This window comes from Maribacter sp. UBA3344, from assembly GCF_002362375.1.
GTDB classification, from domain to species: Bacteria; Bacteroidota; Bacteroidia; order Flavobacteriales; family Flavobacteriaceae; genus Maribacter; species Maribacter dokdonensis.
The window spans coordinates 130,819-157,620 of sequence record NZ_DERI01000002.1 but is presented as its reverse complement, the minus strand read 5'-3'; the positions used below and the strand labels follow the sequence as shown (position 1 = coordinate 157,620).

The 26,802-nt window shown below is 35.6% G+C and carries 25 protein-coding genes; 5 read left to right on the top strand and 20 right to left on the bottom strand.

Annotated elements, in window-relative coordinates; all coding sequences use genetic code 11:
• Positions 1-380: 380 nt before the first annotated feature.
• Entirely contained in the window at positions 381-1,628 is a 1,248-nt protein-coding gene (locus tag B2Z27_RS01460; protein ID WP_286812284.1) for a glycosyltransferase, read from the top strand.
• A gap of 15 nt (positions 1,629-1,643) precedes the next feature.
• Here the strand turns inward: B2Z27_RS01460 and B2Z27_RS01455 are convergent, their stop codons facing one another.
• Both B2Z27_RS01455 and B2Z27_RS01450 read right to left on the bottom strand, forming a co-directional pair.
• Complete coding sequence (locus B2Z27_RS01455; RefSeq protein ID WP_286812283.1) at positions 1,644-2,984, bottom strand: hypothetical protein; 1,341 nt, start codon at positions 2,982-2,984, stop codon at positions 1,644-1,646.
• Between the two features lie 244 nt (positions 2,985-3,228).
• Entirely contained in the window at positions 3,229-4,881 is a 1,653-nt protein-coding gene (locus B2Z27_RS01450; protein ID WP_286812282.1) for an ATP-dependent nuclease, read from the bottom strand.
• Between the two features lie 276 nt (positions 4,882-5,157).
• Between B2Z27_RS01450 and B2Z27_RS01445 the strand changes: the two genes are divergently transcribed.
• A complete protein-coding gene (locus tag B2Z27_RS01445; protein ID WP_286812281.1) occupies positions 5,158-7,002 on the top strand; it encodes a PLP-dependent transferase in 1,845 nt (614 codons plus the stop codon).
• A gap of 16 nt (positions 7,003-7,018) precedes the next feature.
• Here the strand turns inward: B2Z27_RS01445 and B2Z27_RS01440 are convergent, their stop codons facing one another.
• The 13 genes from B2Z27_RS01440 to B2Z27_RS01380 all read right to left on the bottom strand — a co-directional run bounded on the left by B2Z27_RS01440 (position 7,019) and on the right by B2Z27_RS01380 (position 18,560).
• Positions 7,019-7,999 (bottom strand): PLP-dependent cysteine synthase family protein, encoded by a 981-nt coding sequence (locus B2Z27_RS01440; protein WP_286812280.1) that lies wholly within the window; start codon positions 7,997-7,999, stop codon positions 7,019-7,021.
• A gap of 109 nt (positions 8,000-8,108) precedes the next feature.
• The gene (locus tag B2Z27_RS01435; RefSeq protein WP_286812279.1) at positions 8,109-8,498 is read right to left on the bottom strand and encodes a RidA family protein; all 390 of its coding nucleotides are present in this window, start codon (positions 8,496-8,498) and stop codon (positions 8,109-8,111) included.
• A 97-nt stretch (positions 8,499-8,595) separates the two neighbouring features.
• On the bottom strand, positions 8,596-9,159 hold the full coding sequence (locus B2Z27_RS01430) for a Crp/Fnr family transcriptional regulator (RefSeq protein WP_286812278.1): 564 nt from the start codon (positions 9,157-9,159) through the stop codon (positions 8,596-8,598).
• A 238-nt stretch (positions 9,160-9,397) separates the two neighbouring features.
• A complete protein-coding gene (gene thiD / locus B2Z27_RS01425; RefSeq protein WP_286812277.1) occupies positions 9,398-10,210 on the bottom strand; it encodes a bifunctional hydroxymethylpyrimidine kinase/phosphomethylpyrimidine kinase in 813 nt (270 codons plus the stop codon).
• Positions 10,198-10,851: a thiaminase II gene (gene tenA, locus B2Z27_RS01420; RefSeq protein WP_286812276.1), complete on the bottom strand. Its 654-nt coding sequence runs from the start codon at positions 10,849-10,851 to the stop codon at positions 10,198-10,200. The genes thiD and tenA overlap by 13 nt, the downstream gene beginning before the upstream one ends.
• A complete protein-coding gene (gene thiE, locus B2Z27_RS01415) occupies positions 10,830-11,471 on the bottom strand; it encodes a thiamine phosphate synthase (RefSeq protein ID WP_286812275.1) in 642 nt (213 codons plus the stop codon). The genes tenA and thiE overlap by 22 nt, the downstream gene beginning before the upstream one ends.
• Positions 11,464-12,255: a hydroxyethylthiazole kinase gene (gene thiM / locus B2Z27_RS01410; RefSeq protein ID WP_286812274.1), complete on the bottom strand. Its 792-nt coding sequence runs from the start codon at positions 12,253-12,255 to the stop codon at positions 11,464-11,466. Before thiM ends, thiE begins: the two co-directional genes overlap by 8 nt.
• A gap of 190 nt (positions 12,256-12,445) precedes the next feature.
• Entirely contained in the window at positions 12,446-13,549 is a 1,104-nt protein-coding gene (locus tag B2Z27_RS01405; protein WP_286812273.1) for a polysaccharide lyase family 7 protein, read from the bottom strand.
• A 74-nt stretch (positions 13,550-13,623) separates the two neighbouring features.
• Positions 13,624-14,886 (bottom strand): DUF3089 domain-containing protein, encoded by a 1,263-nt coding sequence (locus B2Z27_RS01400; protein WP_286812272.1) that lies wholly within the window; start codon positions 14,884-14,886, stop codon positions 13,624-13,626.
• Positions 14,887-15,054: 168 nt separating this feature from the next.
• Entirely contained in the window at positions 15,055-15,753 is a 699-nt protein-coding gene (locus tag B2Z27_RS01395) for a thioredoxin family protein (protein ID WP_286812271.1), read from the bottom strand.
• Positions 15,754-15,758: 5 nt separating this feature from the next.
• Complete coding sequence (locus tag B2Z27_RS01390) at positions 15,759-16,277, bottom strand: TlpA family protein disulfide reductase (protein ID WP_286812270.1); 519 nt, start codon at positions 16,275-16,277, stop codon at positions 15,759-15,761.
• Between the two features lie 192 nt (positions 16,278-16,469).
• Positions 16,470-16,955: an ankyrin repeat domain-containing protein gene (locus tag B2Z27_RS01385; protein WP_286812269.1), complete on the bottom strand. Its 486-nt coding sequence runs from the start codon at positions 16,953-16,955 to the stop codon at positions 16,470-16,472.
• Positions 16,956-17,039: 84 nt separating this feature from the next.
• Positions 17,040-18,560 carry a catalase gene (locus B2Z27_RS01380; RefSeq protein WP_286812267.1) on the bottom strand — a complete coding sequence of 507 codons (1,521 nt, stop codon included), beginning with the start codon at positions 18,558-18,560 and terminating at the stop codon, positions 17,040-17,042.
• 108 nt (positions 18,561-18,668) lie between these two features.
• Between B2Z27_RS01380 and B2Z27_RS01375 the strand changes: the two genes are divergently transcribed.
• Positions 18,669-19,592, top strand: coding sequence for a hydrogen peroxide-inducible genes activator (locus tag B2Z27_RS01375; RefSeq protein WP_286812266.1), 924 nt, complete (start codon positions 18,669-18,671; stop codon positions 19,590-19,592).
• A 96-nt stretch (positions 19,593-19,688) separates the two neighbouring features.
• Here the strand turns inward: B2Z27_RS01375 and B2Z27_RS01370 are convergent, their stop codons facing one another.
• The 3 genes from B2Z27_RS01370 to B2Z27_RS01360 form a co-directional block, all read right to left on the bottom strand.
• Complete coding sequence (locus tag B2Z27_RS01370) at positions 19,689-20,261, bottom strand: DUF2911 domain-containing protein (protein WP_286812265.1); 573 nt, start codon at positions 20,259-20,261, stop codon at positions 19,689-19,691.
• 101 nt (positions 20,262-20,362) lie between these two features.
• Positions 20,363-21,127: an SDR family NAD(P)-dependent oxidoreductase gene (locus B2Z27_RS01365; protein ID WP_286812264.1), complete on the bottom strand. Its 765-nt coding sequence runs from the start codon at positions 21,125-21,127 to the stop codon at positions 20,363-20,365.
• 109 nt (positions 21,128-21,236) lie between these two features.
• The gene (locus B2Z27_RS01360) at positions 21,237-21,965 is read right to left on the bottom strand and encodes a phosphatase PAP2 family protein (protein ID WP_286812263.1); all 729 of its coding nucleotides are present in this window, start codon (positions 21,963-21,965) and stop codon (positions 21,237-21,239) included.
• A gap of 182 nt (positions 21,966-22,147) precedes the next feature.
• Here B2Z27_RS01360 and B2Z27_RS01355 point away from each other — a divergent pair, with 182 nt between their 5' ends.
• A complete protein-coding gene (locus B2Z27_RS01355) occupies positions 22,148-22,990 on the top strand; it encodes a 1,4-dihydroxy-2-naphthoyl-CoA synthase (RefSeq protein ID WP_215997764.1) in 843 nt (280 codons plus the stop codon).
• 398 nt (positions 22,991-23,388) lie between these two features.
• On the opposite strand, the gene B2Z27_RS01350 is transcribed toward B2Z27_RS01355, so the two are convergent.
• Together B2Z27_RS01350 and B2Z27_RS01345 are read right to left on the bottom strand one after the other, a co-directional pair.
• Entirely contained in the window at positions 23,389-24,732 is a 1,344-nt protein-coding gene (locus B2Z27_RS01350) for a serine hydrolase domain-containing protein (RefSeq protein WP_286812262.1), read from the bottom strand.
• A 52-nt stretch (positions 24,733-24,784) separates the two neighbouring features.
• Positions 24,785-25,186: a DUF2452 domain-containing protein gene (locus B2Z27_RS01345; protein ID WP_074674792.1), complete on the bottom strand. Its 402-nt coding sequence runs from the start codon at positions 25,184-25,186 to the stop codon at positions 24,785-24,787.
• A 103-nt stretch (positions 25,187-25,289) separates the two neighbouring features.
• Between B2Z27_RS01345 and B2Z27_RS01340 the strand changes: the two genes are divergently transcribed.
• On the top strand, positions 25,290-26,801 hold the full coding sequence (locus B2Z27_RS01340; protein WP_286812261.1) for an FG-GAP repeat domain-containing protein: 1,512 nt from the start codon (positions 25,290-25,292) through the stop codon (positions 26,799-26,801).
• Position 26,802: the final 1 nt, after the last annotated feature.

Genomic DNA, 26,802 nt, shown 5'->3' with positions numbered 1-26,802 from the left:
GTTGTTGGTTTTTGGTTGTTGGTTGTTGGTTGTTGGTTGTTGGTTGTTGGTTGTTGGTTGTTGGTTGTTGGTTGTTGGTTGTTGGAAATTTAGCTTTGCTAAATTTCATTGAACAAAAAATCTATACTCTAATTTCTATTTTCTCAATTCTTACTTAACACATTGTAAAACCAAACTACTTAAGACTTCGTACTTAATACTTTATACTGATAACTTAGTAAACTAGAACACTGGAAAGTGAAACTGAGACTGTACACTGATACTGAAAACTGTAAACTACTTCCAAACATTCAACGAATAGATAGCCACGTCGCGAAAAGCTCCTCGCAATGACGTAATAAACTTGCCAACCAACAACCATTTCCCGTACTTTGTACTTAATGTACTTAAAAAAACATCCCAAAACACTTCTCGTAATCGCATTGGTATGGCCAGAACCTGTTTCTACTGCGGCCGGTGTTCGTATGATGCAGCTGCTACAGGTTTTTAAAAACCAAGGGTACCGAATTACGATTGCTTCTGCGGCTTCAAAATCAGAATATTCTGCGGATATGGTAGCGCTTGGATATGAAACTGCGGAAATCAAGATGAACGATGGTTCTTTTGATGTTTTTGTAAAAGAATTAAATCCTGATGTGGTGCTGTTCGATCGGTTTTTGACCGAAGAGCAATTTGGGTGGCGTGTGGCGGAAAACTGTCCGCAAGCACTTAGAGTGTTAGATACGGAAGATTTGCATTCCCTACGTCATGTACGGGAGCAGTGTTTTAAAAAAGAAATTCCATTTACTACGGATGCTTGGTTAGCTGATGATAAGACCAAACGTGAAATTGCCAGTATATATCGGTGCGATCTGTCCCTGATCATTTCTAGCTATGAAATGGAACTATTGACCGAAGTACTCAAAATAGATAAAAGTCTATTGTTGTTACTCCCTTTTATGGTCATTGAAATAGGTAATGACACTAGTTGGAAAACATTTGAACAGCGACAAGATTTTATTTTCATTGGCGGAGGCAAACATGCCCCTAATATAGATGCCGTAAAATGTTTAAAATCTATGATTTGGCCATTGGTGCACAAACAATTGCCCGAGGCAATTATGCATATTTACGGTGCTTATTTGCCTCAGCAGCTACTGGAAATGCACAACCCGAAAGAGAAGTTTCTGGTACACGGTAGAGCGGATAATGTAGATGCTATCATGCAAAACGCCAAAGTATGTTTGGCTCCGCTACGTTTTGGAGCGGGTATAAAAGGAAAATTACTCTCAGCAATGCAAAACGGCACACCCAGTGTAACTACCACCTTGGGCGCGGAAGGCATGCATGGTATTCTGGATTGGAACGGATATATAGAAAACGACCACAGTGCTTTTGTAGAAGCTGCAGTTCGCTTATATACTAAAAAAGAAGCATGGCAAACCGCACAAGATCAAGCCAAAACTTTGGTCAATACCTTATACAATAAAACAAGTCTAGAAAGCATACTTTCAAACAGCATAGCACAACTTCAACAGCATATAACTACACACCGCAAACAGAACTTTATTGGAAGCTTACTACAACACCAAACCATGACCGCTACCAAGTTTATGAGCAAATGGATTGAGGAGAAGAATAAAGTGTAATATTTAAATTTGAATCTAATTTTTTACACTAATTATTTCTTTATCTAAAAGAAAATCTGGGTTATGTTCTTCATATTTGGCATCAATATATTCTAAATAACTATATTCATGTAAATAGAATGAACTTCCCTGATAATTAAGATTATTAATTTTTAAATTAGGATATCTATTTAAAATTTCCTCAGGTAATTCGTAATTATAACCGTAATGATATTTTCCTTGGTTTAAATTCCAGTTAACTTCTACATAGTCTACATCCTTAGTTCCTACAGAAGATTGGAAGTGGTGACTTTGTCTGTTGAAACTATTAGATGAAGGTCCATTGTATTGAAAATTATTTATAGCATCATTAGTTACATGTACATTCCAATAGTCAATATCTGCTAATTGAAATCCAACGGGTCTATCACCATATTTTAAATATAGATAATTGAAATTACCATTTGTGTAATTTAATGTAGTTATATATTTATCGAGAGTATTTAAATATCCTAAATTGATATTGTTTGAGGTTATTTTGTCATTATCAAAGGGTAACATTAAGTTTAAAAGATAGCCGCCTCCTTCATTGTAAGCTTGATTTTCTTCAAAACCTACAATATTACAGAAGTATTCGCCCCCATCAGGTAAGTATAACGGCACAATTTCGTCATAACTTTGTAATTCTGAACTATTAAAACTTATAGTTGTACCATCGGTTAGGTCATTCAAAAATTTATATTTTGCATCTCCATTAGTATCATAAATAGAAAATAAATAACGATTCTCTTGATAAAGTGGAATGTTCTCAAATTCGATATTCGTAACATGATTTACTGTGGTTTCACTAAAACCGCCTGATAAAGTAGATCCATATTTATTTGATAAAGTATAGGAAGCTGGAGAATTCAAATTGTTAGCATTAATTTTTAGTTCACCTATAACTTCTCCCCTTGATGTAAAATCTACTGGAGTACTAGATACTAAATTCCATAAAGAACCGTCACTTACAGAAGAATATGTTGATATACTTATATATGTATTTCCTTCATAATTCCGAACATTAATTAAACTGATATTATTATCATGAATAGCGGTAGTCATAGGCTTTTCAAAATGTACAGAAGCTCCATTGTCTATTTGAATATAGTCTAAAACATCACCGTTATTGGCATCATTTACAACTAACCAAGATTCGCTGTTTTCGGAATAATAATTATTATCTACGTTTAAAGTAAAATATGTTTCAATTTCAATAGGTTCTTCTTCCATGGGATTTTCTGATTCCGGTTCTGACATAACATCTTCTGATGAATCTGAGGAACAAGAAATAACAATAAATATAACTGGAAGTAATACTAGAATGATTTTTTTCATAATTACTAAACGGAGCTTTGATTAATATATTGGTTTGCTATAAATCTTAAATATGTTATAGCTATTCATGAATTATGACATTAGAATATCTCCTACTACAACACCAAAACATGAGTACCTCCAAATTAATGAGTAAATGGATTGAGGGGGAGAATAGGGGATGATGGTAGGTTTCGTTACCCTGTTTGTGTATAGCTAGTTGCATTGTTAAACAATTAATCATATTCTGAATTATTCACAGTTCTTATTCATTCCAACTCTTAATCTTTTTAATCAGTTGATTCATTTTAAAGTTTAAATCCAAAATATTCAAATCATCTTCTTGAATATGCTTTACTATTTCAATTGAAAATTTGCTTTTTGCAGTCGCATATTTTTTAGTAGATACTTTAGAAATTAAATCTTCTAATTTTTTATTTGAGTCAATTTTTATTTTGTCAATTTTTAACCATTTTTTTAATGTGCTTTCGGAAACATAGTTTTCAATTTCACGTCCTTTGGTTACCCAAGAGTTTCTGTCTCCCAATTCTGCTTTAATCCTAGATTTAGTTGCATTTAATTTTGTTATGTTGGTAAAGCCATCTCTATCCATTATCACATAAGCATTTCTATTTAGTTTTAAAAGAGGTATTAATTCTGAAATTATTTTTTCATTTTCGAATGTTAAATGAGATAATAATCTTCCTCCATAGAACATTATAGAAAAGTGTAACCCTTCAACTAAAGTGGAATCAATTAAATTAATCCACTTTAGGATAAATGTTCTATCGCTTGGACCTTCCACCCATATAACTCCGTTAGACTGTAGAATATCACTAGAATGATAACCTAAATCATTTAATATTGAGAATGTTTTTCCTGTTCTATTTGCATTAAAAATAGTTGATTTAATTCCATCATTTTGAACGTGATAAATTGACGTATTATATCTTGAGTCTAAAAAAATATTAGAATGAGTAGTTAAGAAATATATATTTTTAGTTTTACCTAAAAAATTAATGAATTTTCTTTGTAATTCTGGGTGAAGATGAATTTCAGGTTCTTCAATGCATACTATGGAATTTTCGTGGATTACTAATGTACTGCACAATAAAACAAGTTGATGAATACCAGTTCCAAAAGACTCTAGAGGTAATCTATTATCATCTATGGTTAAAACGATTTCTTCTTTTGTGTGTGGGATTTCAATTTCTAAATCAGCTTTATTAATTAAATCTCTAACAAAAGTTTGAATGAGGTTAAATTTATCTCTTGATTTTTCATCTCCAATTAATGGGTTTTGCATTTCGAACATTTTGCTAATTATGTTTGAACCATTTATGGAAGAGTTTGAATCTCCGAAAGAATGACCTTCTTTGATTACTCTTAAATGAGGAATATAAATTAAATCACTAAAAGTATTTCGGACTTTTTGAATTATAGCACTTGTCCAACTCTCTTTTATAGTAGTTAAAAGCTGTGATACTCCAGCTGATGAATATTTTTGTTGAAATGGTAATAATTGATATTGGTTAAAGGTGCCAAATATTTTAGGTAGTTCGATTGATTGAGAGTTAATTGAAATATCAAATTTATGGTACTCACTTATGAATTTTTGAAAATCAAATTTTCTATTTTGATGAAATTGGTCTTGATTTACTGGTAATTCTTCTCCTTTAATTTTTATTTGTAAAATAGCCTGTTGCCCATTTCTTCTATGTTGATTTTGAATATCATTTGGGAATTTATTTAACTCTTGTATATTTGAATTCAAAGTCTGAAGAAACCTTAATACATTAGATTTTCCGCAATTATTTTTACCAATTATAACATTGATTTTTTTTAAATTATCAAGAGTAACTCCGTCCTCATTGAAGCTTCGGAAGTTTTTAATTCCAAATCCTTGGATATTGTTCATAGTTGTATTTTATTGCAGGTAACGAAGAGCTAAGAAGAATTTCAATTCCTTCTAGCGGTCTTAATTTTTATGTTTTCGGGGAGTGAAAGCTAAGTTCTATATTTCAACTATTGTACGCAAGTACTTACAAAATGAGTTATTCAGAGTTATCAACGAAAATGTAGTGCTAAAACTACCAACCGTAACCCCAACTGTAACTGCATACTGATACTGCCAACTGAACACCAAACACTACTAATAATTACGTAATTTCGAGCTTTAAATAAATTGCTAAGAATGGAAGTAAATAAAATGCTAGCATATATTACAAAGGTCATTACAAATATGCCACAAGATTGGTTGAACTTAACCACGCATCGGTTGGATATTTACAATGAAGAACTGGCTAAAGTCCAGTTTTTAGACCAGTTTATCCATCTAGCAAAAGAAGGGAATTCCAGCACTGCGGCATTGAGCAATTTACCTACGGCGTATGACTACATTCGTCTCGGTCATCCATTGTCCTGTGTTTTAGAATGGGCCATTGGGAATATCAACGGGTTGCCGGCCGAACAGGTAATCAGTTTTCAGTCCAAGACGGCACCTATTTTAGCCATTTTAAGAACAAACCTTTTAGCGCACAGAAATACGCTTATCACATACACCAAAGAGCTCCCAAGTGCATTTGATATTGATGTGCTAAAAAACATCTACGGTTTTTCTTTTGAGCTGAAAAAAGTAGCTAGTCCCGCTGATGTGGAATCGTTCAATGGCAGTACCATTTTCATCTCACAGCAACATGATAGTTCAGCTATAAGCGTATCATCACATATTGATTTTTACGTTAATATGTATGCAGAATTGGGAAGTGTATTGCTTATCAACGGTGCAGAAAATATACATTACATTTCAGATATTCAGCATTTTAGGCGTAGGGAAACCGTTGCCATGACACCTCATAATTGTTTGAACGCCTTACGGTCTTTGGTGCAACTACCGGCTGAAAAATCGGTAACAAAGAATACAACGGAGCACAAAACTGCCGTATTGGATTTGATACGAGAGGTGAGTGGCAGCCAGACCACACCATTGGTAGCATCGAGCGGATTATCCGTTCAATATGCGATTTTAATGGGCTTGGTGCATGACGCTTTGGAAAACCATAAGGACAAAGCCATTAAAATTGTGGTTCCACCAAATTGCTATGGTGGTACCAATGATCAAGCAAGGCGCGTTGCCGCTTGCAGCGATGCCATAGAAATTGTGGATTTACTGGTAGATGGTGATAATGATATGGTGCAAAGCATTGATCATGTTTTGGAACAAATAGCCGCCGAAGATGCCGTACCTTATATTATTGCGGAAATACCAACGAATCCAAGAGTTGAAGTTCCCGACCTTCAAAAACTAAGGGCTGTATTAAGTGCTAAACGAAAAACCGATACTGGGAGCCAGGCTATTGATCCCGTGTTTATTTTGGACCAAACGTTTTGCCCAAATGTCCATTTTTTAGGTGATTCCGACGTTCTTTCATCTGTTAGAACCATTTCCTTTGCCAGTGGTTCTAAATTTCCAAGTGGTGGTAAGTGTACTGCCGGATATTGTATAGCGAATAAAAAAGCGGAAGCTTTGATTGAAAAAATACAGTTGCACTTAGCCCTTTGTGATAATGAAGCTACGGATTTGCAATATGAAATTTTAGCAAAACAAATGCCGACTATGATGCAGCGAATTCATGATGCCTATATCAATACGCGAGATTTTGTTTCCTTTATAGAAAAAACATTGCCTACGGCGAAAATCAATTTTGTTTCCGAGGCATTGGCAAAGGAAGGTTTTACGCCATCGGTCTTTTCTTTGGACCTACCTACAAAAGGGAATACTCCTGAAGAAAAGGAGGCGTACAAAAGAAAAATGAACGCCCTGTTGATCGATTTAATGATTACCGAAATACCCGATGAAAGTAAGTATTGCGTAAGCTACGGACAATTGAAAGGGTGTTATTGGACCATACCGGCAACATCAACTCAGGGTACCACCAAAGAGGACGATAAGGATTATATCGCCCGTGTATCGCTTTCCCCGAATATGGACTTAGAACGCCATAAAGAGGTCTTCTTGAAGTTCGTGGAACAAATGTAAAAATGGTAGGGTAGGGCTATTCTATATAGCCCTGCTTGCGCATCCAATCATCATTGAACATTTTGCCAACATACCTGCTACCATGGTCATGAAATAAAACCACCACAACATCATCTTTGGTAAAGTGTTTCTTTAACTGCAAAACGCCTTTAATGGCAGAACCGGCAGAATTGCCCAAGAACATACCTTCTTCCTTTGCCAAACGCTGGGTGTATACCGCACCGTCTTTATCGGTTACTTTGGTAAATCCGTCAATAATATCAAAGTCTACGTTTTTGGGTAGAATGTCTTCGCCAATACCTTCGGTTACGTAAGGGTATATTTCTTTCTCATCAAAAATTCCCGTTTCGTGGTATTTTTTGAATACGCTACCATAGGTATCTATACCCCAAACTTTTATCTTGGGATTCTGTTCTTTTAAATACTTGCCCACACCAGAAATTGTTCCGCCCGTACCCACACCAATTACAAAATGAGTGATTTTACCATCGGTCTGTTTCCAAATTTCCGGTCCGGTGCTTTCGTAATGTGCTTTGGCATTACTTGGGTTGTCATATTGATTCACGTACCAACTATTAGGCGTCTCTTTCGCCAATCTTTTGGAAACCGAATAATAGGATCGTGGATCATCTGGCTCAACAGCAGTAGGGCACACGACCACTTCTGCACCTACGGCACGTAAAATGTCGCACTTTTCTTTGGACTGTTTATCCGCCAATACAAAAATACATTTGTAGCCTTTTACTATGGCAGCCAATGCCAAGCCCATACCTGTATTGCCAGATGTACCTTCAATAATGGTGCCGCCAGGTTGCAATCTTCCATCCGCTTCAGCATCTTCGATCATCTTTAAGGCCATACGATCCTTAACCGAATTACCAGGGTTAAACGTCTCATATTTAGCCAATACCAAACATGGCAATTCTGCCGTAAGTGTATTGATCTTTACAAGGGGAGTATTACCAATTGTTCCCAATATATTTTCTGCGTATTCCATAGCTGCTATTAAAGTCTTTCAAAAGTATAAAACGAGAATGACGAAAGCAATTTTGTTGCAGATACATCAAAAATTAAATGAGGCTTTTCTTTTGGTTTAATAACGATAACTACCGCACCACAGTAACCTCTAACTCAACTTTTAAGGTTTCAAATAGGCTCTTAACTTCCAATACGGTACTGGTCTGTTTTATCCCATGCTTTTTTACCCAGTTTTGAAAAATATCAAAAGAGGCAAAGAATTCATCTGATGACGTGGTGTAGATATTTAATCGCACAATATTCTTGCATGCATACCCAGCTTCATCAATGATCTTTTCTAAATTGCATATGGTGTCCGTAAGTTGGTTTCTCATATTGCCAGTACTTGATATACCGGCAGCGTCTATAGCTGTTTGACCGGAGATGTACAACGTAGCTTCGGGCTTTACGACTTCAACCGCTTGAACATAACTTCTTTCATTCTGCCACTCCCAGGGATTAATTATTCTTAGTTCCATGCTATTTTATATTTGGTGTTCATTTTTACACTACAAATATTCGAATTAAAGCACCGTTCAAGTGTGACATACATCACAATTATAAAACTAGGAAAGGCTAAGAGGATAATCTGCTAAGTGTTTCTCGTGATACACCCAAATAAGAAGCTAACAAGGTTTTTGGTACGCGTTGAAATAATGCTGGATGTGTTTTGAGCAATTGTTCATACCTACCCTTGGCGTCTGATGTTAGAAAAGATACAATCCTATTTTGCGAAGCGATATGACCTAAATTTGATTTCATTAAAAAGAAACGCTCCATTTTTGGAAATGCCGATGACAAGGCATGGTAATTTTTAAGGGGTAAAGCGTATACACTGGTGGGTTCAATTGTCTGTAATGACATGGAAGCCTTGGTTTGCATGAAATAGGCGGAAAAATCACTTTCCCACCAATCTTCCATAGCAAATGAAATAATATGTTCTTTACCATCTTGGTCTACTAACACCAATTTTAAGAGTCCGGAGACAATAAAATAACAGTGATTTACTTTTTCTCCCTGCCGGATAAGAAAATCCTTTTTATCATAATTTTCGAATGAGAAGTATGAAAGCACTTCTACAAATTCATGATCGGTAAGAGGCACTAGTTTTTGAATATGTTGTTTTAACTTCTCTTCCATTGGTTATGAACTATTCGATTAAATTCTTTATTGAATTTAGCCGAATAGATTTTACATAATTATTTCATTACCTTTTGATAATCCAAAATAAACTTCTTCATCATTGATTTTAATACAGCCTTTTCATTTTAAATCATTTTAAATCATTTTAACCATTTAAAGCCAAACTGCACCTATGGTTAATTTCGAATTAGTATTTCTTTGGTAATAAAATCGCCCTTTTCAAATGCCACTAAGTCTATATCCCAAAGTGATTAATAGGACCATTGCCATGACCCAAGATTTTATCTTTACCCGCGGCAATAGCTTGGTTTACGTAATTACACCCTTTTGTAATTGCTTCATCCATAGAAAATCCTAAACTTAAATAAGCTGCAATGCTTGAAGAAAGACTACAACCGGTACCATGTATATTAGTAGTGTTTACCCTTGGGTTGGTGATGATTTTTACTGTTTTGGTCTCATGAACATAAAAAACATCGGTCATAATAAAAGAATCATTATCCACATGACCACCTTTCAACAAAACGGAGACTTGAAACTGTTCACCAATTTTTTGTGCCATAGCTTTCATGTTGCCTTCGTTGATTTTTTCATTGATCAATAATTCCGCTTCGGGAATGTTGGGCGTAATCAAGCTTACCTTTGGTAGGAAATCCTTTAAACATTCAATAGCATCGTCCGCAATTAATTTATGACCGGATGTACTCACCATAACAGGGTCCAATACAATATTAGTTGCTTTATACTCGGTCAATTTAGCCGCTACCACATTGATTACCTCGCAAGAATGGAGCATACCAATTTTAATGGCGCCAAAATAAATATCACTCAATACGGCATCTAGTTGTTTTTCCAAATGTGCAATGGGTATAGCGTGTATATCTGTTACACCTTGCGTATTCTGAGCCGTGGTGGCCGTTATTACCGTTGCAGCAAATGCTCCGCAGGCGCTAATACTTTTAATATCTGCCTGTATACCTGCACAACCGCCAGAATCGCTCCCAGCGATACTTAACACACTATTATAGGTTCTATTTAAATCTTCCATGTTTCTTTATTATAGGCGCTATCCCAAAACATCCATTCCAATTTAGATGCTTTTATAAAAGCTGTTTTCATTTTTTGTAAAACTTCTTCAGGAGCATTTTCGGCATACCTATTGGTAATGGCTACCGCATTATTGACCGAAGTTGCAAATTCTTCCCCACCATAGGTATCTATCCAATCTTGATATGGGTTATCTGCTTTATTGGTTTGGTTTTCTTGAATGTAATCCCCAATTTCTTTGTAAATGGTAAAGCAGGGGAGCACGGCTGCCAATGCTTCTTCTAAAGAATGGTTTGCTACCATACGTGTTAAATAACTAGTGTACAATTCACAAGTAGGCGAGGGCTCGTGTGTTAACCGATTATCTTTCAAGAAAATTTGATGTAGCGCATTTTCAACATGAATAATGCCGGTTGCCGAATCCAGAAAAAACTGTGTGTCGTTTTCATCCTGACACTTAACACCCACTGTAGCAAGTACTTTTTTATACTCCGCCAAATACATGGCGTCTTGATTGATGTAAAATTGAAATACATCCGATGACAGCGTGCCGTTCATCAGTTCTTTGATAAAGGGCTGTTGTTTTATTGCTTCTAGAATAAAATCTGTTTCTTGTCTTACTAGTGTGTACCAGTCTTGCATACTATTTGTTTTAATTCTTTTGTTGCCGTTAGAGGTTCAACTGCTTTTGAAATTGCGGAAACTACGGCAATACCGTCGGCACCGTTGCTTATAATCTCCGCTGTATTATTTTTGTTGATACCACCAATACAGACCATAGGTTTATTATATATTTTTCGTATTGATCTAAGGCCCGAAATTCCTAAAGGTTTTGCTAGATCTGTAGTCTTCGTATCCGTTGAAAAAATAGGGGAGATGCCAATATAATCAGCGGCTTGGGCATTATCCTTTATAGCTTGTTCCAAAGTACTTACCGATAATCCGATAATGAAACTTTTTCCCAGTAAACGTCTGGCAACGTTAAATGGCATATCGGTTTGTCCAATGTGAACTCCGTCTGCATTCACTGCCAGTGCAATGTCTATACGGTCATTAATGATCAATGGAATGTTATAAACAACACACAACTCTTTTGCATGAACGGCACGTTTGTAAAATGTAGCCGTGTCACAGGTCTTCTCACGTAATTGTACCAATGTTACACCGCCCTTTAAAGCAGCTTCTAGAATAGCAAAAAAGGTATTATCGTCCCTAATACTATCATCGGTAACATACATTAAAGCGTAATCTATTTTAGGCATTCGTCTTAACTTTTACCGCTAAAACTTCAGGGGAAAGCTCGTATAGACTATCATAAAAATTCATTTGAAAACTGCCCGGACCGGCACTCTTATCATTTGCCATATCACCTGCAACGCCCATAATTGCCATTGCAGTAACTGCAGCTAAATGTGTATTTTCCTCAACCCCCAAACAAGCACCTACCATAGCGGTTGCCGTACAGCCCATACCGGTAATTTTTGCCATAAGCGGGCTTCCATTTTCTATTGTACTAATAGTATCTGCAGTGATGATGTAATCTATAGCACCACTGATCACTACGGTGTTATTAAGTTGCTTGGCAAGTAGGGTAGCACCTTCAATGGCATCTTGGGTATCCATAGTACTATCCACACCTTTAGTGGAATTGGTCAATTTAGCCAAGGCCATTATCTCCGAGGCATTTCCACGAATTACATTGGGTATTGCTGTCTCTATGATCTTCTGTGCCACTTCCGTTCTGTATGCAGATGCACCAACGCCAACCGGGTCGAAAACATAAGGGGTATTGGTCGCCTTGGCTTGTGCTGCAGCCATTAGCATACTTTCTACCCATTTGTCGCTCAGTGTTCCCATATTGATAACCAGTGAAGAAGAAATAGCAACAATATCCTCTACCTCTTCTTTAGCATGTGCCATTACAGGAGATGCACCAACAGCCAATAAAGCATTGGCAGTATTGTTCATGACTACATAATTGGTAATGTTATGAACTAAAGGACTCTTACTTCTTATTTTTTGTAAAATCTCGGAAATACTGCTCATTGAATAATTATAATCGGTTATTTTGGTGAGCAACTAAGTTCGCTAAATTCAAAAAAATAGAAAACAATATTGTATTAGTATTGTGTAAAGTTATTAACGTTAGTTTATTAATAATGATTTAAATAGCTTAAGCAAACAGTTTTTTGAACAATAGACGTCTACATTTCAATGGCTGATATGGTAGCAACCTTTACTTTGATTTGTAATCGTCGTTTTTAGAAAAATATCCTTCGTTTGATACTGCAGCATCGCTAACTTCTATACCAGCCGTTTTGAACCAAACTTCTGCATAATTGCCATCGGCATATTGCTTTTGAATATCGCCACCATGGGTTTCTGCACCTGAACACCAGTTCATGTTTTCATCTGGAGATTTCCCATTGGTTTGATTATAAGCGCCCAATTTAAAAAAGCAGCCTTCACCAGCGTATGCTTCTTTTCGTTCTACACCATCTTGACCAATAGGGAAGAACAATTTCTTGGTTTGCTCAGGTATATCCGCCTGTGTTGGGTATTCCGATTGCAGTAAATTTTTGGTAAACGTTTTGGTTTCATGTCCGTCACTCATAAACTTTAAGCTCATGATTCCGTCTTTTACAACAACTTCATAGCTGAATTCTTCACCTAGCGCTATGCCATCTTCAGGTTCCGCAGGATAGGTATCTACAGTTTCACCAACTACCGAGAAATCATTGCCCCAAACAGCAGTAGAGTAGTCCCACCTCTTAGAATTATCATCGCCAGCGGTATTGATTTCATAATGCCAAAATACAGAGCCTTTGGTATGACCTGGGTATTTTTTGTAAAAGATTTTCAATGGCTCGTTTTCAAAGGCATCTGCGCTATGAATTTGACCCACAACTACCGCGTGGGTTGCTGCCACACGGGCATCTCCCGTAGATGACACGTTCATTACTTTAAGAGTTGCCGTCAATTTGTCATTTGCCGTTTTCGGGTACCATTTTTTAATTTGCGCCAGTTCGGTTCTGGTATTATTTGAAGAACCATGAGTATTGCCACCATTAGGTGCTTTAAAAACTACCCAATCATCTTTGCCATCATTGGCAACGTAGAAGAAATCTTTGTTTTCAAAGTTATTGGCTACTCCCGCATTTGAACCATCGCCCAAAATTAATTTCCAATCATCAAAGAACGGAATTACCTCACTTGCGTAAACCGTTTCTTCTGGATCATTCTCAATAGGAGCATCATTTGTTTTCTTGGTTGTATTCTTACAAGCCAAGAAGCAAAATACAAACAATAGTACAGTTATAAAGCTATATTTACTTTTCATTATTCTTATCGTTTAAAGCGATAAGATAGGAATAGTTTAATAATTATAGCATGAAAATTTCAGATTAGCACAAATTACAAGCAGTTTGCTATTTTTTCGTCTATTTGTTGCATTAATGCCCAAAGGTATATGTGATAATCTTTAGTATGATAGCCCCAATTGTCATAATTTGGGTGGCTTTTTTCTTCCTCTAATTCATTAGGACGCTGTTCAGTATCAGAAAAATCATAGGTTAGGCTTAATACTACTTTTTGATATCCCTCTCTTCGTTGTCTTACATTATATAATCCGTCAAAAGCTAAAAAATTTGCCCCGTTGCCAAAATCATAACCCGATTTAGGAGTTATGTAATTTTCCAAAGATGAGAAAGCAACATCGTAATAACTATTATCTTGTACAAACCAATCTCTTTCTGCATTGAATTCCCGGTATACCAATCCTCCGTTAATCAAATATGGGTTAAATTCCGGTAAACCGGGATTGATATCTATTATAGTCTGTTCTTCATCAAAAGCGGCCCAATTGTTAATACAACCACATTCAGATACCGTGGTACATAAAGGAATATTTTGCCACCATCCGCCCGCATATTCTCCTTCTGCGGCATACACATAGCCCATACCACCCAGTGCGGCAGTTACCAATCTACTTCTTAAACTTGGGTCATCATCAAAAACATCCCTTAATAACATTCCCAATAAGTAAGATCCTTGTGAATGCCCAGCCAAAATAATCTTATTTCCATTATTATAGTTTGCCAAATAATCTTGAAAAGCAGCTTTTATATCGCTATATGATGTGGCAATTACATTGGCCTGTAGTTCTTTCTCCACATTAGCTTGATATGTTAAACCTGTTGATTGTCTATATCTTGGTGCAAACATTCTGCCGTACTTTGCCAATAAACCGCCCTGAGCCAATATGGTTAAAGAAATTATAGTGCCGGGTTGATCTTCTATGGGAATATTTTCAACAGCCGAATTCTCCGTAATTTGAGTTGGATGCACCCAAAATACATCTATGCCAGTATCTGTAGTTGCATTATTGGTAATGGCTATGGTTTGGTCAACTTCCAGATTTTCATTGATCACATCAATATCTAAATTATAGTTGGTAAGAAGGGTTGTCTTATTGGGGTGATAGGCCCAATTATCCATAGCACTATAGTTTACCGTGGAAACAGGAAGTTCAAAAGTAAATTCATTTTCTTCTTCCCCTATAGAATCATTATTTTCCTCAGTTATTTCTTCATCATCTATAACTACGGGTTCGTCATTATCACTTGATGAGCAAGAAACTAGCAAAAAAATTACCGAAAGTAGTAGTAGGTTTTTCATTTTAAGGTGCCTGTTAACGATTATTCATTTTCTAACGTAATACACTTACAATTAGTATAATAGAAAGACTATTTCTCCTTAATTAATCAATGAGATTAGCAAGATTTTATAAACAAAAAAACACCGATAAATCATATTTTACCGGTGCTTTATAAAAAGATGTATAACCTATTTTGAAGCTACGGGACAACCAATGGCTTTTGTAAAAGTAAGTTCTGGACTCTTGCCTTTTTGAAGTGCTTGAATTGCATTTTCTACATATTTTGTATTTACATCTTCTGCAGACCTCGCGTTATCATCAATTGTACCTATATATTGCACTTTTCTTTCTTTGTCCAATAAAAATACATGTGGCGTTCTAACTGCACCGTATTTTGGAAAAACTTCATGAGACTCATCTGCTAAATATACATATGGAAACTGCTTTTCTTTAGCCCTTTTTTGCATGGCAGCAAAACTTTCCCTGTCGTTATCTTCACTTACATTAGGGTTAATTGCAACTACTGAATATCCCATTGGAGCATATGTATTATGAAGATCAATTAAACGGTCTTCATACATTTTTGCAAATGGACATTCATTACAAGTAAAAACTACAATATAACCTTTCGCATTGGTAATATCAGATAATGAAAACATATTACCATCAACATTTTTCAGTGTGAAATCTGAAGCAACCTCACCAATTTTATAACCGCCTATTTCCTCTAAGGTTTTAGTCTGTTCTGGGCTATGACCACCACCTGGAGGACCTTTACGCTCACCGTTTGGAGGTGGTCCCGGTCTATTTTGAGCATTTAAATTGGTCGTGAATAAAAAACTACCTACTAGCAATGTTGTCGTTAAAATTAACGTAAGTTTTTTCATGGTTTTTATTTATTAATAGTGTTATATACTTCGTTTTCCAAATCTTTAATATCATTGAATGCACGCTCATGAAAAGTTCGGTTTTCATTATTAAATATAATAGTGAAAGGTATGGCGCCAGACCAGTTAGGGTCTATCTTATTGATCCAGCTATTTTGGTCGGGGTCATCGAGCAATACTACTTTAGAGGTAATACCTTTACGCTCTAAAAACGGCTTTAACCTGGTTTCAATATCCTCAGGAAAATCTAAACTCACCAAAGTGATTTCCACGTTTGGATTGTTTATTTCGAATTCCTTTAAAATAGGTAACTCTTTTATACACGGTGCACACCACATTGCCCAAAAATTGACAATATGAATTTTGTTAGAATCGGTATATAACAGTGGTTCTAGTGATTCAAAATTATAAACAGGAATATCGTTAATTGTTACTATTTTTTCTTTTACATCCATTATGGTAGTGTCTTTAGAAAAACTAAAGAGAATGGTTGAAGTCAAGAGTATTAGTAAATATTTCTGCACCTTTATTATTTAAGTATTTTAAAATTAGACAAGTTGTAGAAGGCATGGTTTAGCCATTATATTAATTTGTGTTTTATTTAACAATCTATAGTTATTAAATGTAAAGCACGTATTAAAAATCAGTTAACTATTTCACATAAAAAATGCCCTTATAAAAGAGCATTTTTTTAATCAACAATTGAATAAAAAATCTTATTCCAATAACGAAATAATATCGGCATTGCCTTGCATTTGCGCGTGCTTTAATGCTGTATTCCCTCTATTATCAGCAATAGTTTTGTTTGCATTATTCTTTAATAAATATGCAGCAATATCTTTATGACCAAAGGTGCTGGCATAAATTAACGCCGTTGCATCATTATAGTTTTGCTGATTGACCTTGGCTCCGTTGTCAATAAGCATTTTAGCTATTTCAAAATTACCTTTAAAACAAACACCCATTAATGCCGTATTGCCAGATGTATCTTTAGCATTTACATCGCAACCTTTCTCCAATAGAAATGCAACAACCTCTTTTTGGTTGTTATATGCTGATAATATTAAAGGGGTAAATCCCTTACTATCAACGGCACTTATTGACTCCTTATTTTGATTGTAAAGATTGCGTAATGTTTCTACATCTCCAGTTCTAGAAGCCTCAAAAATGTTTTGAGCGTTACCTATAAGTGTACTTATCATAATAGTTAGTATTAGTAAATTCTTCATTATTTTCTGTATTGGAAAAGAGGATGCATAATAGCACCCTCTTTTTAGTATAAATATTTAATGCATGAAATCTTTCTGTGAAAAACCTAGTGCTTTTGCTAAAGCCATTCCAAAATTCCTATCTGCTTGATAGAAATGACCAATCATGGTTTTTTGAATGTTTTTATCTGTTACAGCACTTAAATCGCCACTTAAGTTTTTAATTAAATTTTCTTGCTGTTGTTTAGATAGCGTTCTATAAAAATCCCCAGCTTGGGCAAAATCATTGGTTTTAGAGATTTTCTTTTGTGTAATAGTTACATTGCTAAGTGTAGTTTCTGATTGCTTGTATTGTGGATCTTCTACTAAAGCAGCTTTTGAACTTGGTTGATAATTCACATCCGGATTTTCAAATCTTTTATTTCCGGCACTGTTCCAACTATCAGAATTATAGTTGTTAGGTTCTTCTAGAGGCTTGTTGACTTCCAATTGTAAAAAATTAGGACCAAGACGATGTCTTTGTGTATCAAAATAAGAGAACAATCTACCTTGTAACAATTTATCCTCAGAAGGTTCTACACCTGGAATTAAAGCACCTGGAGAGAAAGCAATACTTTCTACCTGCTCAAAAAAGTTTACCGGGTTCTCATTTAAAGTCATGGTACCAATTTTAATTTTTTCAATTTTATCGGCAGGCCAATCTTTAGTTGCATCTAAAGGCCAAAAGTCGAAAGAATGCATATCTTCTGGCTTAATTAATTGTACATACAAGTCCCATTGAGGATAATTTTTATCGTCAATATCCTTTCTTAAGCTCATGGTAGCATGTTGCCAATCTTTCCCTTGTTGTTCAGCGGCTTCTTCAATAGTCAAGTTTTTCTCACCTTGTTTAGAAACCCACGAATACTTTACATAAGTAACATCTCCTTTGGCATTTATCCATTTATAACCGTGCACACTGCTACCGTTCATGTATTGGTATCCTTTTGGAATACCTAAATCCGTATATAATCTTGTAAGCATATGTGTAGATTCTGGCACATGCGAAAAGAAATCGAAAAACCTGTTAGGATCCTGTTTATTGGTTACAGGCGAAGGTTTTAACGAGTGTACCATGTCCGGGAATTTAATGGCATCCCTGATAAAGAAAATAGGCAAATTGTTACCTACGATATCATAATTTCCTTGTTCCGTATAAAACTTAACGGCAAAACCTCTTGGGTCTCTTGCAGTTTCAGGAGAACCTTTTCCATGTATTACGGTAGAGAAACGAACGGCAAGGTCTGTCTTTTTGCCAACTTGTGAAAACAATACCGCTTTTGTGAACTCGGACATATCTTTAGTAGCTTCAAAATACCCCGATGCTCCTGCGCCTCTAGGGTGTACCACTCGTTCTGGAATTCTTTCCCTATCAAACGCTGCCAGTTTTTCTACCAAATAAATATCTTCCAATAAAACGGGTCCATATTCACCTACGGTTTTGGAATTCTGATTATCGCCAACTGGAACACCACCATTTGTAGTTATTGTGTTGTTAGATTGGGCCAAACCTACACCTACCAAGGCTAGGGTGATAAGCGTCACTAATCTTTTTTTCATTCTTTATAGATTTATGTTATAATGATGAAGCAAAATTCAATTAGAAGCGCTTATCAATCAAATTAATACTCTATATACTTGTATTGCTAAAATTAATATGCCACCTAAATGACCTTGCAACAATTAGAGTATGTGATAGCTCTAGACGCTTATAGACACTTTGTTACGGCCGCAGAAAAGTGTTTTGTTACCCAACCTACCATAACCATACAGGTTAAAAAATTAGAGGATGAAATAGGATTTTTAATTTTTGACAAGAGTAAGTTTCCCCTAAAGCCTACCAGTTTAGGGGAAATGTTCATATTGAAGGCGAAGATGATATTGAAAGAAGCCCGTGAACTTAAAAATATGGTGAATATTGAGTTGAACAGTATTGAAGGGGAATTCCGTTTAGCCGTATTGCCCACAATTTCATCTTATTTGATCCCATTAATTTCAGGACCATTTTCCAAGAAATATCCCAACACAAGATTGATGATTGAAGAAATGGAAAGTGACCAAATTATAAGGTCTTTACACAATAAGGAAGTAGATATAGGTCTATTGGTAACACCATTGAACGATGCCCACCTAAGGGAAATAAAACTATACAATGAGCCTTTTGTCTTTTATGGGCAGCCTGGTTTTATAGATAAGGATAAGAACAAAATATCTGTTGAGGAAATAGAAGGATTAAGTAATTTATGGTTGCTGGAGAAAGGACATTGTTTTAGAAACCAGGTTCTAAATATTTGTGGTCATACCAATACTAACGGAAACATTCAGTTTAAAAGCGGTTCTATTGAAGCTTTAAAGAAAATGGTAGATAATTATGGAGGATTTACATTAGTGCCTGAAATGGCCATTAGCACTAATGATAATGGCCATGTACTTCATTTTCAAAAACCAAAACCGGTAAGGGAAGTAAGTCTAGTTGTTCAACAAACTTTTTCAAAAGAGGTGTTATTAGATGCACTTAGACATGAGATTTTAGATAAAACTCCTAAAGAATTTGAAAAGAACCAACGCTTTATAAAGATTAATTGGCGTTAGGCACAACTAAACATATGCTCTAAAATTTTTATAAAACGTCAAACTGGCAACACAGTAGATTCCTCTGTTAATAGAAGTTCAATAATTTTAATTGTTCTAATAACCAATAGGTATCTCAACCCTGTTCATATCCCAAGCAATATACATTAGAGCAACACCTTGTTCTGAGTCTTCAAATTGAATGGAAAATTCTTCTACGGGTTGATCGTTTTGTAAGACATGTGCATCAACTCTTAGAACATCATTTTTATCATCATAGCTATAGTGTCCCCATTGATCAACATCGCTGTTAAATATAATGGTCCATATCTCTTCGGTAGGTATAGCATACATAGTATACGTTCCTTCCCTAAGTAATTTACCATCTATTTTAACGTCTTGATAAACCTTTATCTCAGTTGCCTCATTAGCACCAAGTCGCCATATTTCATTGTATTTGACCATACCACCAAAAACTTGGCGACCTTTCTTTTGGGGTCTACTATAATCTATTTTTAGAATAGGGCTGTCAGGTAAATTTCGCTCTGGAGCAAATTTTATATCATGGGCAAAATGATCAGGTAAATATGCCCTGTCTAACGGACTTTTATCTAAGCCCCTAAAACTTTGGGCAAAACTAACTGAAGTAACTAGGCTAAGGCAGGCGATAAGTAGCGAAATTTTTTTCATAATAATTACATAAGTTTAAAATGAATTAGCATTTAAATTTAATGATAATTAAAATGAAAACTAGACTATTCACTAGGTATCTACCTAAGAATCAATATTGCTCATAACATCAATCCCCCGGTCGCTTCAATACGTTGACCGTTGATCCAACCTGCATCTTCTGTGCACAAAAAGGCTACAACACCTCCTATGTCTTCAGGTTCACCAACGCGACCTAAAGCCGTATTACTACTAATTTTTTGACGTCTTTCCTCATTATCTTTATTTGCACCACCACCAAAGTCTGTACCAACGGCACCAGGAGCCACTACATTTGCCCTTATTTTTTTTGAACTCAACTCTTTTGCCAAAAACCTTGTAAATACATCAATACCACCTTTCATACTTGCATACGCAGAAGAACCCGGTATGGTAACACGTACCAACCCAGAGGATATATTTATAATACCGCCACCATCATTTAATTGGTCAACGGCATGTTGGGTTAAAAAATAAACGCCTTTTAAGTGAATGTTCATCATATCATCAAAATCGGCTTCGGTGGTTTCCAAAAAAGGCTTGTAAATTCCCGTTCCGGCATTATTTATCAAATAATCAAATTTAGCTATGCGATAATTTTCATTCAAATACATGCTAATTCTTTTGAAAAAACTAGAGAAATTTGATGTATCGCTTGTATCTAATTGAAATGCTACGGCTTTTTGCCCTAGTTCTTCAATTTGTTTGACCACTTGTTCTGCAGCCTCTTTTTTGGAATGGTAGGTCAAAATAACATCCAATCCTTTTTCGGCGATCTTTAGTGCAATATTCTTACCGATTCCACGGCTACCACCCGTAACCAAGGCAATTTTTGAAGATGATTTCATGATGTACAATGTCTATAATTTGTGAAGTTTTTAGTGTAACTAAAATACAGATACCGTTTTTTCAATAGTACTTTAGCTACGTTATTTTTTTATTAAAGTTGATCTTTACTTAAGTTTTGGGGTCGCGTTTAAATAATTGAATTAGATCAAATACCAAAACACAGAAAACAACCCAGATAAAACCAGCAATGAATCCGCCCGCAATATCGGATGGAAAGTGCACCCCTAAATAAATTCGACTAATACCAATACTTAAAATTACCGTTACCAATACTAACACCAACAGATATTTAAACACTTTTTGAATGTCGAATTTGATCACCAAAAAAATGAGAAAGCCATAGAAAGCCATTGCACTCATGGCATGTCCGCTAGGATAACTTAAGGTTTCCACAGAGACCAAATGTTCTATTCCTGGTCTAGCTCTATCAATAAATCGTTTTAACATCATATTTGAAACTGTTGCCAATGCTAATACCAAAGTTGCCTGTACAATATATTTCCAACGTTTAAAAACCAAAAGGGAGACTAGCAAAAAAATGGATAATACAATTAAATAGCCATAAGTATCGCCAACATTGGTCATAAATTTAAAGTAGTTGGTTAAGCCAGGTGTACGTCTAGAAACAATGTAATCCGTTATTGCAGTATCATAATTGGCAAGCATTTCGGTCTTTAATGTCTCTGTTAATTCTACAAATAGATTTATGCCGCCTACGACTATAACCAGGGCAATAATTACAGTTATCACATAAGGTAACGTTGTATTGTACTGGTTGAGCTTATTTTCTAGAAATTCTCGTAGCGATTTTATAAATGTAAAAAGGGATTGTTTCATGAAACGATCTATTTAATTCGATGTAAACTTAGCCGATATGGGTCAATATCAGTGTTTCAAACAAATTGATAAATAACTCGTTTGAGTTAAACTCATTTTTTAAAGGGGTATGTGGTCATGCAGATTTTGACGGGTATATTCTGAAACCTTATCTTTATGCGATAATAGAACTGTTAGAAATTATGAAATCACCCGATTGGAAAACTGCCATAGAATTTGATGATATTACTTATAAAAAATGTGACGGCGTAGCACGTATTGCTTTCAATAGGCCTAATGTGCGCAATGCCTTTAGACCACATACCACAAGTGAACTTATAAAAGCATTTTATGATGCACAGGAAGATACTTCTATAGGAGTGGTTTTACTTTCTGCGGAAGGTCCTTCAACTAAAGACGGAATATGGTCTTTTTGTAGCGGTGGTGACCAAAAGGCTAGGGGAGAGAAAGGATATGTTGGGCAAGATGGGCAGCACCGTTTGAATATTCTTGAAGTACAACGAATGATTCGTTTTATGCCCAAAGTGGTGATCTGTGTTGTACCGGGTTGGGCCGTTGGTGGCGGACATAGCCTTCACGTAGTTTGTGATATGACCTTGGCCAGTAAGGAACATGCTATTTTTAAACAAACCGATGCTGATGTTACCAGCTTTGATGGTGGATACGGTTCTGCATATTTGGCAAAAATGGTGGGACAGAAAAAAGCACGTGAAATTTTCTTTTTAGGTAGAAACTATTCCGCACAAGATGCGTTTGACATGGGTATGGTCAATGCCGTTATACCTCATGATGAATTAGAGGATACTGCTTTTCAATGGGCACAAGAAGTATTGGAGAAATCTCCAACTTCTATTAAAATGCTAAAGTTCTCCATGAATTTAACCGATGATGGTATGGTAGGCCAACAAGTATTTGCCGGTGAAGCAACAAGATTGGCTTATATGACCGAAGAAGCAAAAGAAGGTAGAAATGCATTTCTAGAAAAGCGTAAACCTGATTTTGGCAAGAATAATTGGCTACCGTAAGTTGATTGTCCGTTGATGGTTGTCCGTTGATGGTTGTTTTAAAAAAGTTCATTTTTCCAAAAGAAAGAATGAACTTTTTTAGGCTAACGGCTAAAAGTGGTTGTTCAAACGCGAAGCGTTTAGCTATCATAAAGCAGTACTTAATACTCAGTACTTTTTACTTAATACTTTTTTCTGAACACTTAAAACAAAAACCACCCTAAACTAAAAAGAGTCCAACCCTTTGAAGATCAGACTCTTTTACGAGAACACTATATGAAAATGAAAAAATTTATTTCGTTTTTAACAACACTGTAAAGATATATATGTTCTTCAGTTCATAGAAACTATTGTTGTCATGTAAGAGCAATCTGTTGTGTGTTTCTTGAGAATTGTGGTGTTGCTTAAATTATTTAAAGCTAAAGTGTATTATTAATAGACCTTATGATTTCCTTTAACAATGTATTGAACTGTTCGTCAGATTGCTCTTCCAGTCCGGTACGTACCACAACTAAATCTTTCGAGGGTATTATGAATATGCGTTGACCTTGAAATCCGTTTACGGAGAACAGGTCTTTGGATATATCTGGATATTTTCCATTTGCATTCAACCAAAAATGTGCGCCGTAGACTCCATCAGAATTTACAGTGGGGGTAGAAACGTAATCCACCCAAGATTCCGAGAAAATACGCTCCCCGTTCCAATCCCCTTTATTTAAATATAGTAGCCCAAACTTAGCCCAATCTCTGGTTGTTGCCCACGCATAGGATGATAGTATGTAATTACCCATTAAGTCTGTCTCTAACAACATTGAATTCATACCAATTTTATCGATCAATTCCTGATAAGGAAAATCTAGATATTCTTGGTGGGTTTCAAATTGTTCGCGCAATATCCCTGACAAAAGATTGGTGGTACCGGAAGAGTAGTTCCAAATTTCGGTCGGGGCCGCGATTACGTTTTTATTACGCTGTGCCAAAGTCATATCCGAATCTAAAAAAAGCATGCGGGTAACGTCTGATATTTTAAAATAATTTTCTTCCCAAGCCAAACCACTCTGCATGCGTAATAAATGATCTATAGTAATATTACTTTTCAGATTTTTCATACGTATCTCATTGCCAAATGGTTTATAATCCATCTTCATTTCCCCTTGATACTTTAAAATACCATAAAGTGTAGCTAATATACTTTTAGTCATAGACCACCCCAATATTTTGGTATCCTCCGTAAATCCTCTAATATAGCGTTCACCTATGATTTGGTTTTTATGAACCACCAATAGAGACCTTGTTCTCTGTTCAGGATCTTTAAAAGCATTTTCAAATGCGACCTCTAATTTATCATAATCAACATTCGCTAAAATGGTATCTTTTACACCGTTGTTACCAAAAGGAAACGGTAGTGTATCTTTTACGAAAAACCTGTTGGGGATGATATCAAAATTATGCTTCTCATATTCGTCATTGGTCAAGACGGCACCTAACCCCTCCTTGAAAACCGCTTTTCTTGGCATAAGTCCATAAACGCTTGCAGTAGCAGAATTATCCTCAGTGGAAACCTCACAATCAGATAACTTGATCAAAGGCATTTCGTGATCGTTTAATATTACATCCACGGGTTCTCTATCCGCAATAAATACACTGGATGCCATACTTTTTGATGCGTAACCGGAAATGAGGTTCAGCTTCGGGTAATTAAAATAAATAGCGGCAATAATGCCTACCAAGGCAATTCCTAAAAGTAATTTTAACTTTCTCATTATTGTTTGATGGTTTTTATCTGATTGAAAATCAGAATTCTTAAATGGCAACTTACAATTTTTGCCAAGTTTTATCTGCAGATAACCTAAAACTTCCTAAATAGTCAAAATTGCATTCTTGGGGCAAAATCAATGATAGAAAGGTACTCTGGTCCTTAGCACGGTACAAGTGATACTCCTTGCCTACAATGGGTTCAAAACTAAACTTAGCATTGTAGACCAAATTGTTATATTCAAAATCGGTCATTAATTTATCATAAGCTTTCTGCAAAGCTTCATACTGTGCTTTAAATTGGTTATTAGCACCTACAATATGGGTGTTTTTCCATGAAGTAACATCGGGTGGTGTAATTCTAGGGGCCGCTACACCACTTGCAAATGGCAGTAGTTTTCCATGATATTCTTGAGCATCTTCATCAAAGACGACATTATCCGGTTTTTTTTCTTTTTTCATATCAACAAATTTAAAGAAAAGCATTCATGTATATTGCAAGGTTTTATGGGTATAGGTATCTTCCATATTCTATTAAAGTCACTATACGAAATCATTATAATTGATGAATTTAAAATTATGTTTTTACTGTATTGTATTTATGGTCTTTATTTCATGCAATACAGAGAAACCTTCAAGGGAGGAAGCCCTTTTTACTGGTTACTGTGCTAGTTGTCATATTGCTCCAGATATACAATCTTTACCCAAAGATATCTGGAAAAATGAAGTGTTACCCGAAATGGGAGCCAGAATGGGCATATTTACCAAAGGAAAACACCCTTATTACAAGTTACCTTTTCATGAACAAATTGCTGTAATCAAAACTGGCGTTTACCCTTCAAAACCTTTAATTCCGTTAGAAGACTGGAAACTACTAAAGGAATATATAATTGAATTGGCTCCAGATAGTCTTCTAAGTAATGTTCATAAAACTGAAAGTAAACCACTAGATACATTCACGGCTTTCCCTATAAGTTTAGATAGCGTAAAGGGCAGTATGATTACATATTTGGATATCGATAGTGAAAATAACAGAATAATTACAGGTAGCCGTCAAGGAGAATTAAATACATATGATTTAAATACCAAGAACTTTCAGCTTTTAGGAGATTTCGACTCCGCAATAATCAATGCCAGAATTTTAAATGATAGTGTGTATGTCACTAGTATGGGGAAAATGGACCCCAATGAAATACCACGTGGCGCAGCTGTTTTAAGAAAAGGAAATGAAACAGCGGTATTACAGGATTCTCTCCATAGACCGGTACACACCCTATATTTAGACCTTGATAAAAATGGTAGTGAGGAAATTGTTATAAGCGAGTTTGGAGACTTAAAGGGAAAATTAACCTTGTTGAAGAAAAATGATTTCGGGTTTTACGAAGAAAAAGTGCTACTAGCTTTACCAGGTGCGTTAAGGGCAATACCTAAAGATATGAACAATGATGGCAAAGAGGATTTGGTAGTGCTGTTTGCACAAGGTGATGAATCGGTCTATATATTATACCAACAAGAAAATTTAAAATTCGAAGCTGAAAAGGTACTACGGTTTAGTCCGGTCTATGGATCTAGCTGGATTGAGCTTGTTGATTATAATAAAGACGGATTTGAGGATATCATCACCGTTAATGGGGACAACGCAGACAAATCTTTTGTAAACAAACCATACCACGGTATGCGAATTCATATAAATGATGGACAGAACAACTTTAAAGAATCATATTTTTATCCATTAAACGGTGCTACAAGGGTTGTTGCCAATGATTTTGATCAAGACGGGGACATTGATTTCGCTTTGTTGGCTACTTTCCCCGATTTTGATAATCACCCTGATTATAATTTCATATATCTGGAAAATAAGGAAAGTACTTCTTATACGTTTTCCCAAGAGCATTTAACTAACACCAAATTAGGACGGTGGTTTTTAATGGATGCCGAAGATATTGATGATGATGGAGATGTTGACATCGTACTTAGTGCCCTTAGTTTTTCATTTACACCAGCCCCGGAATACTTAGAAGAAGCATGGAAAGAAAGTTATACGGATCTACTAATTTTAAAAAATAAGCTACATTAGT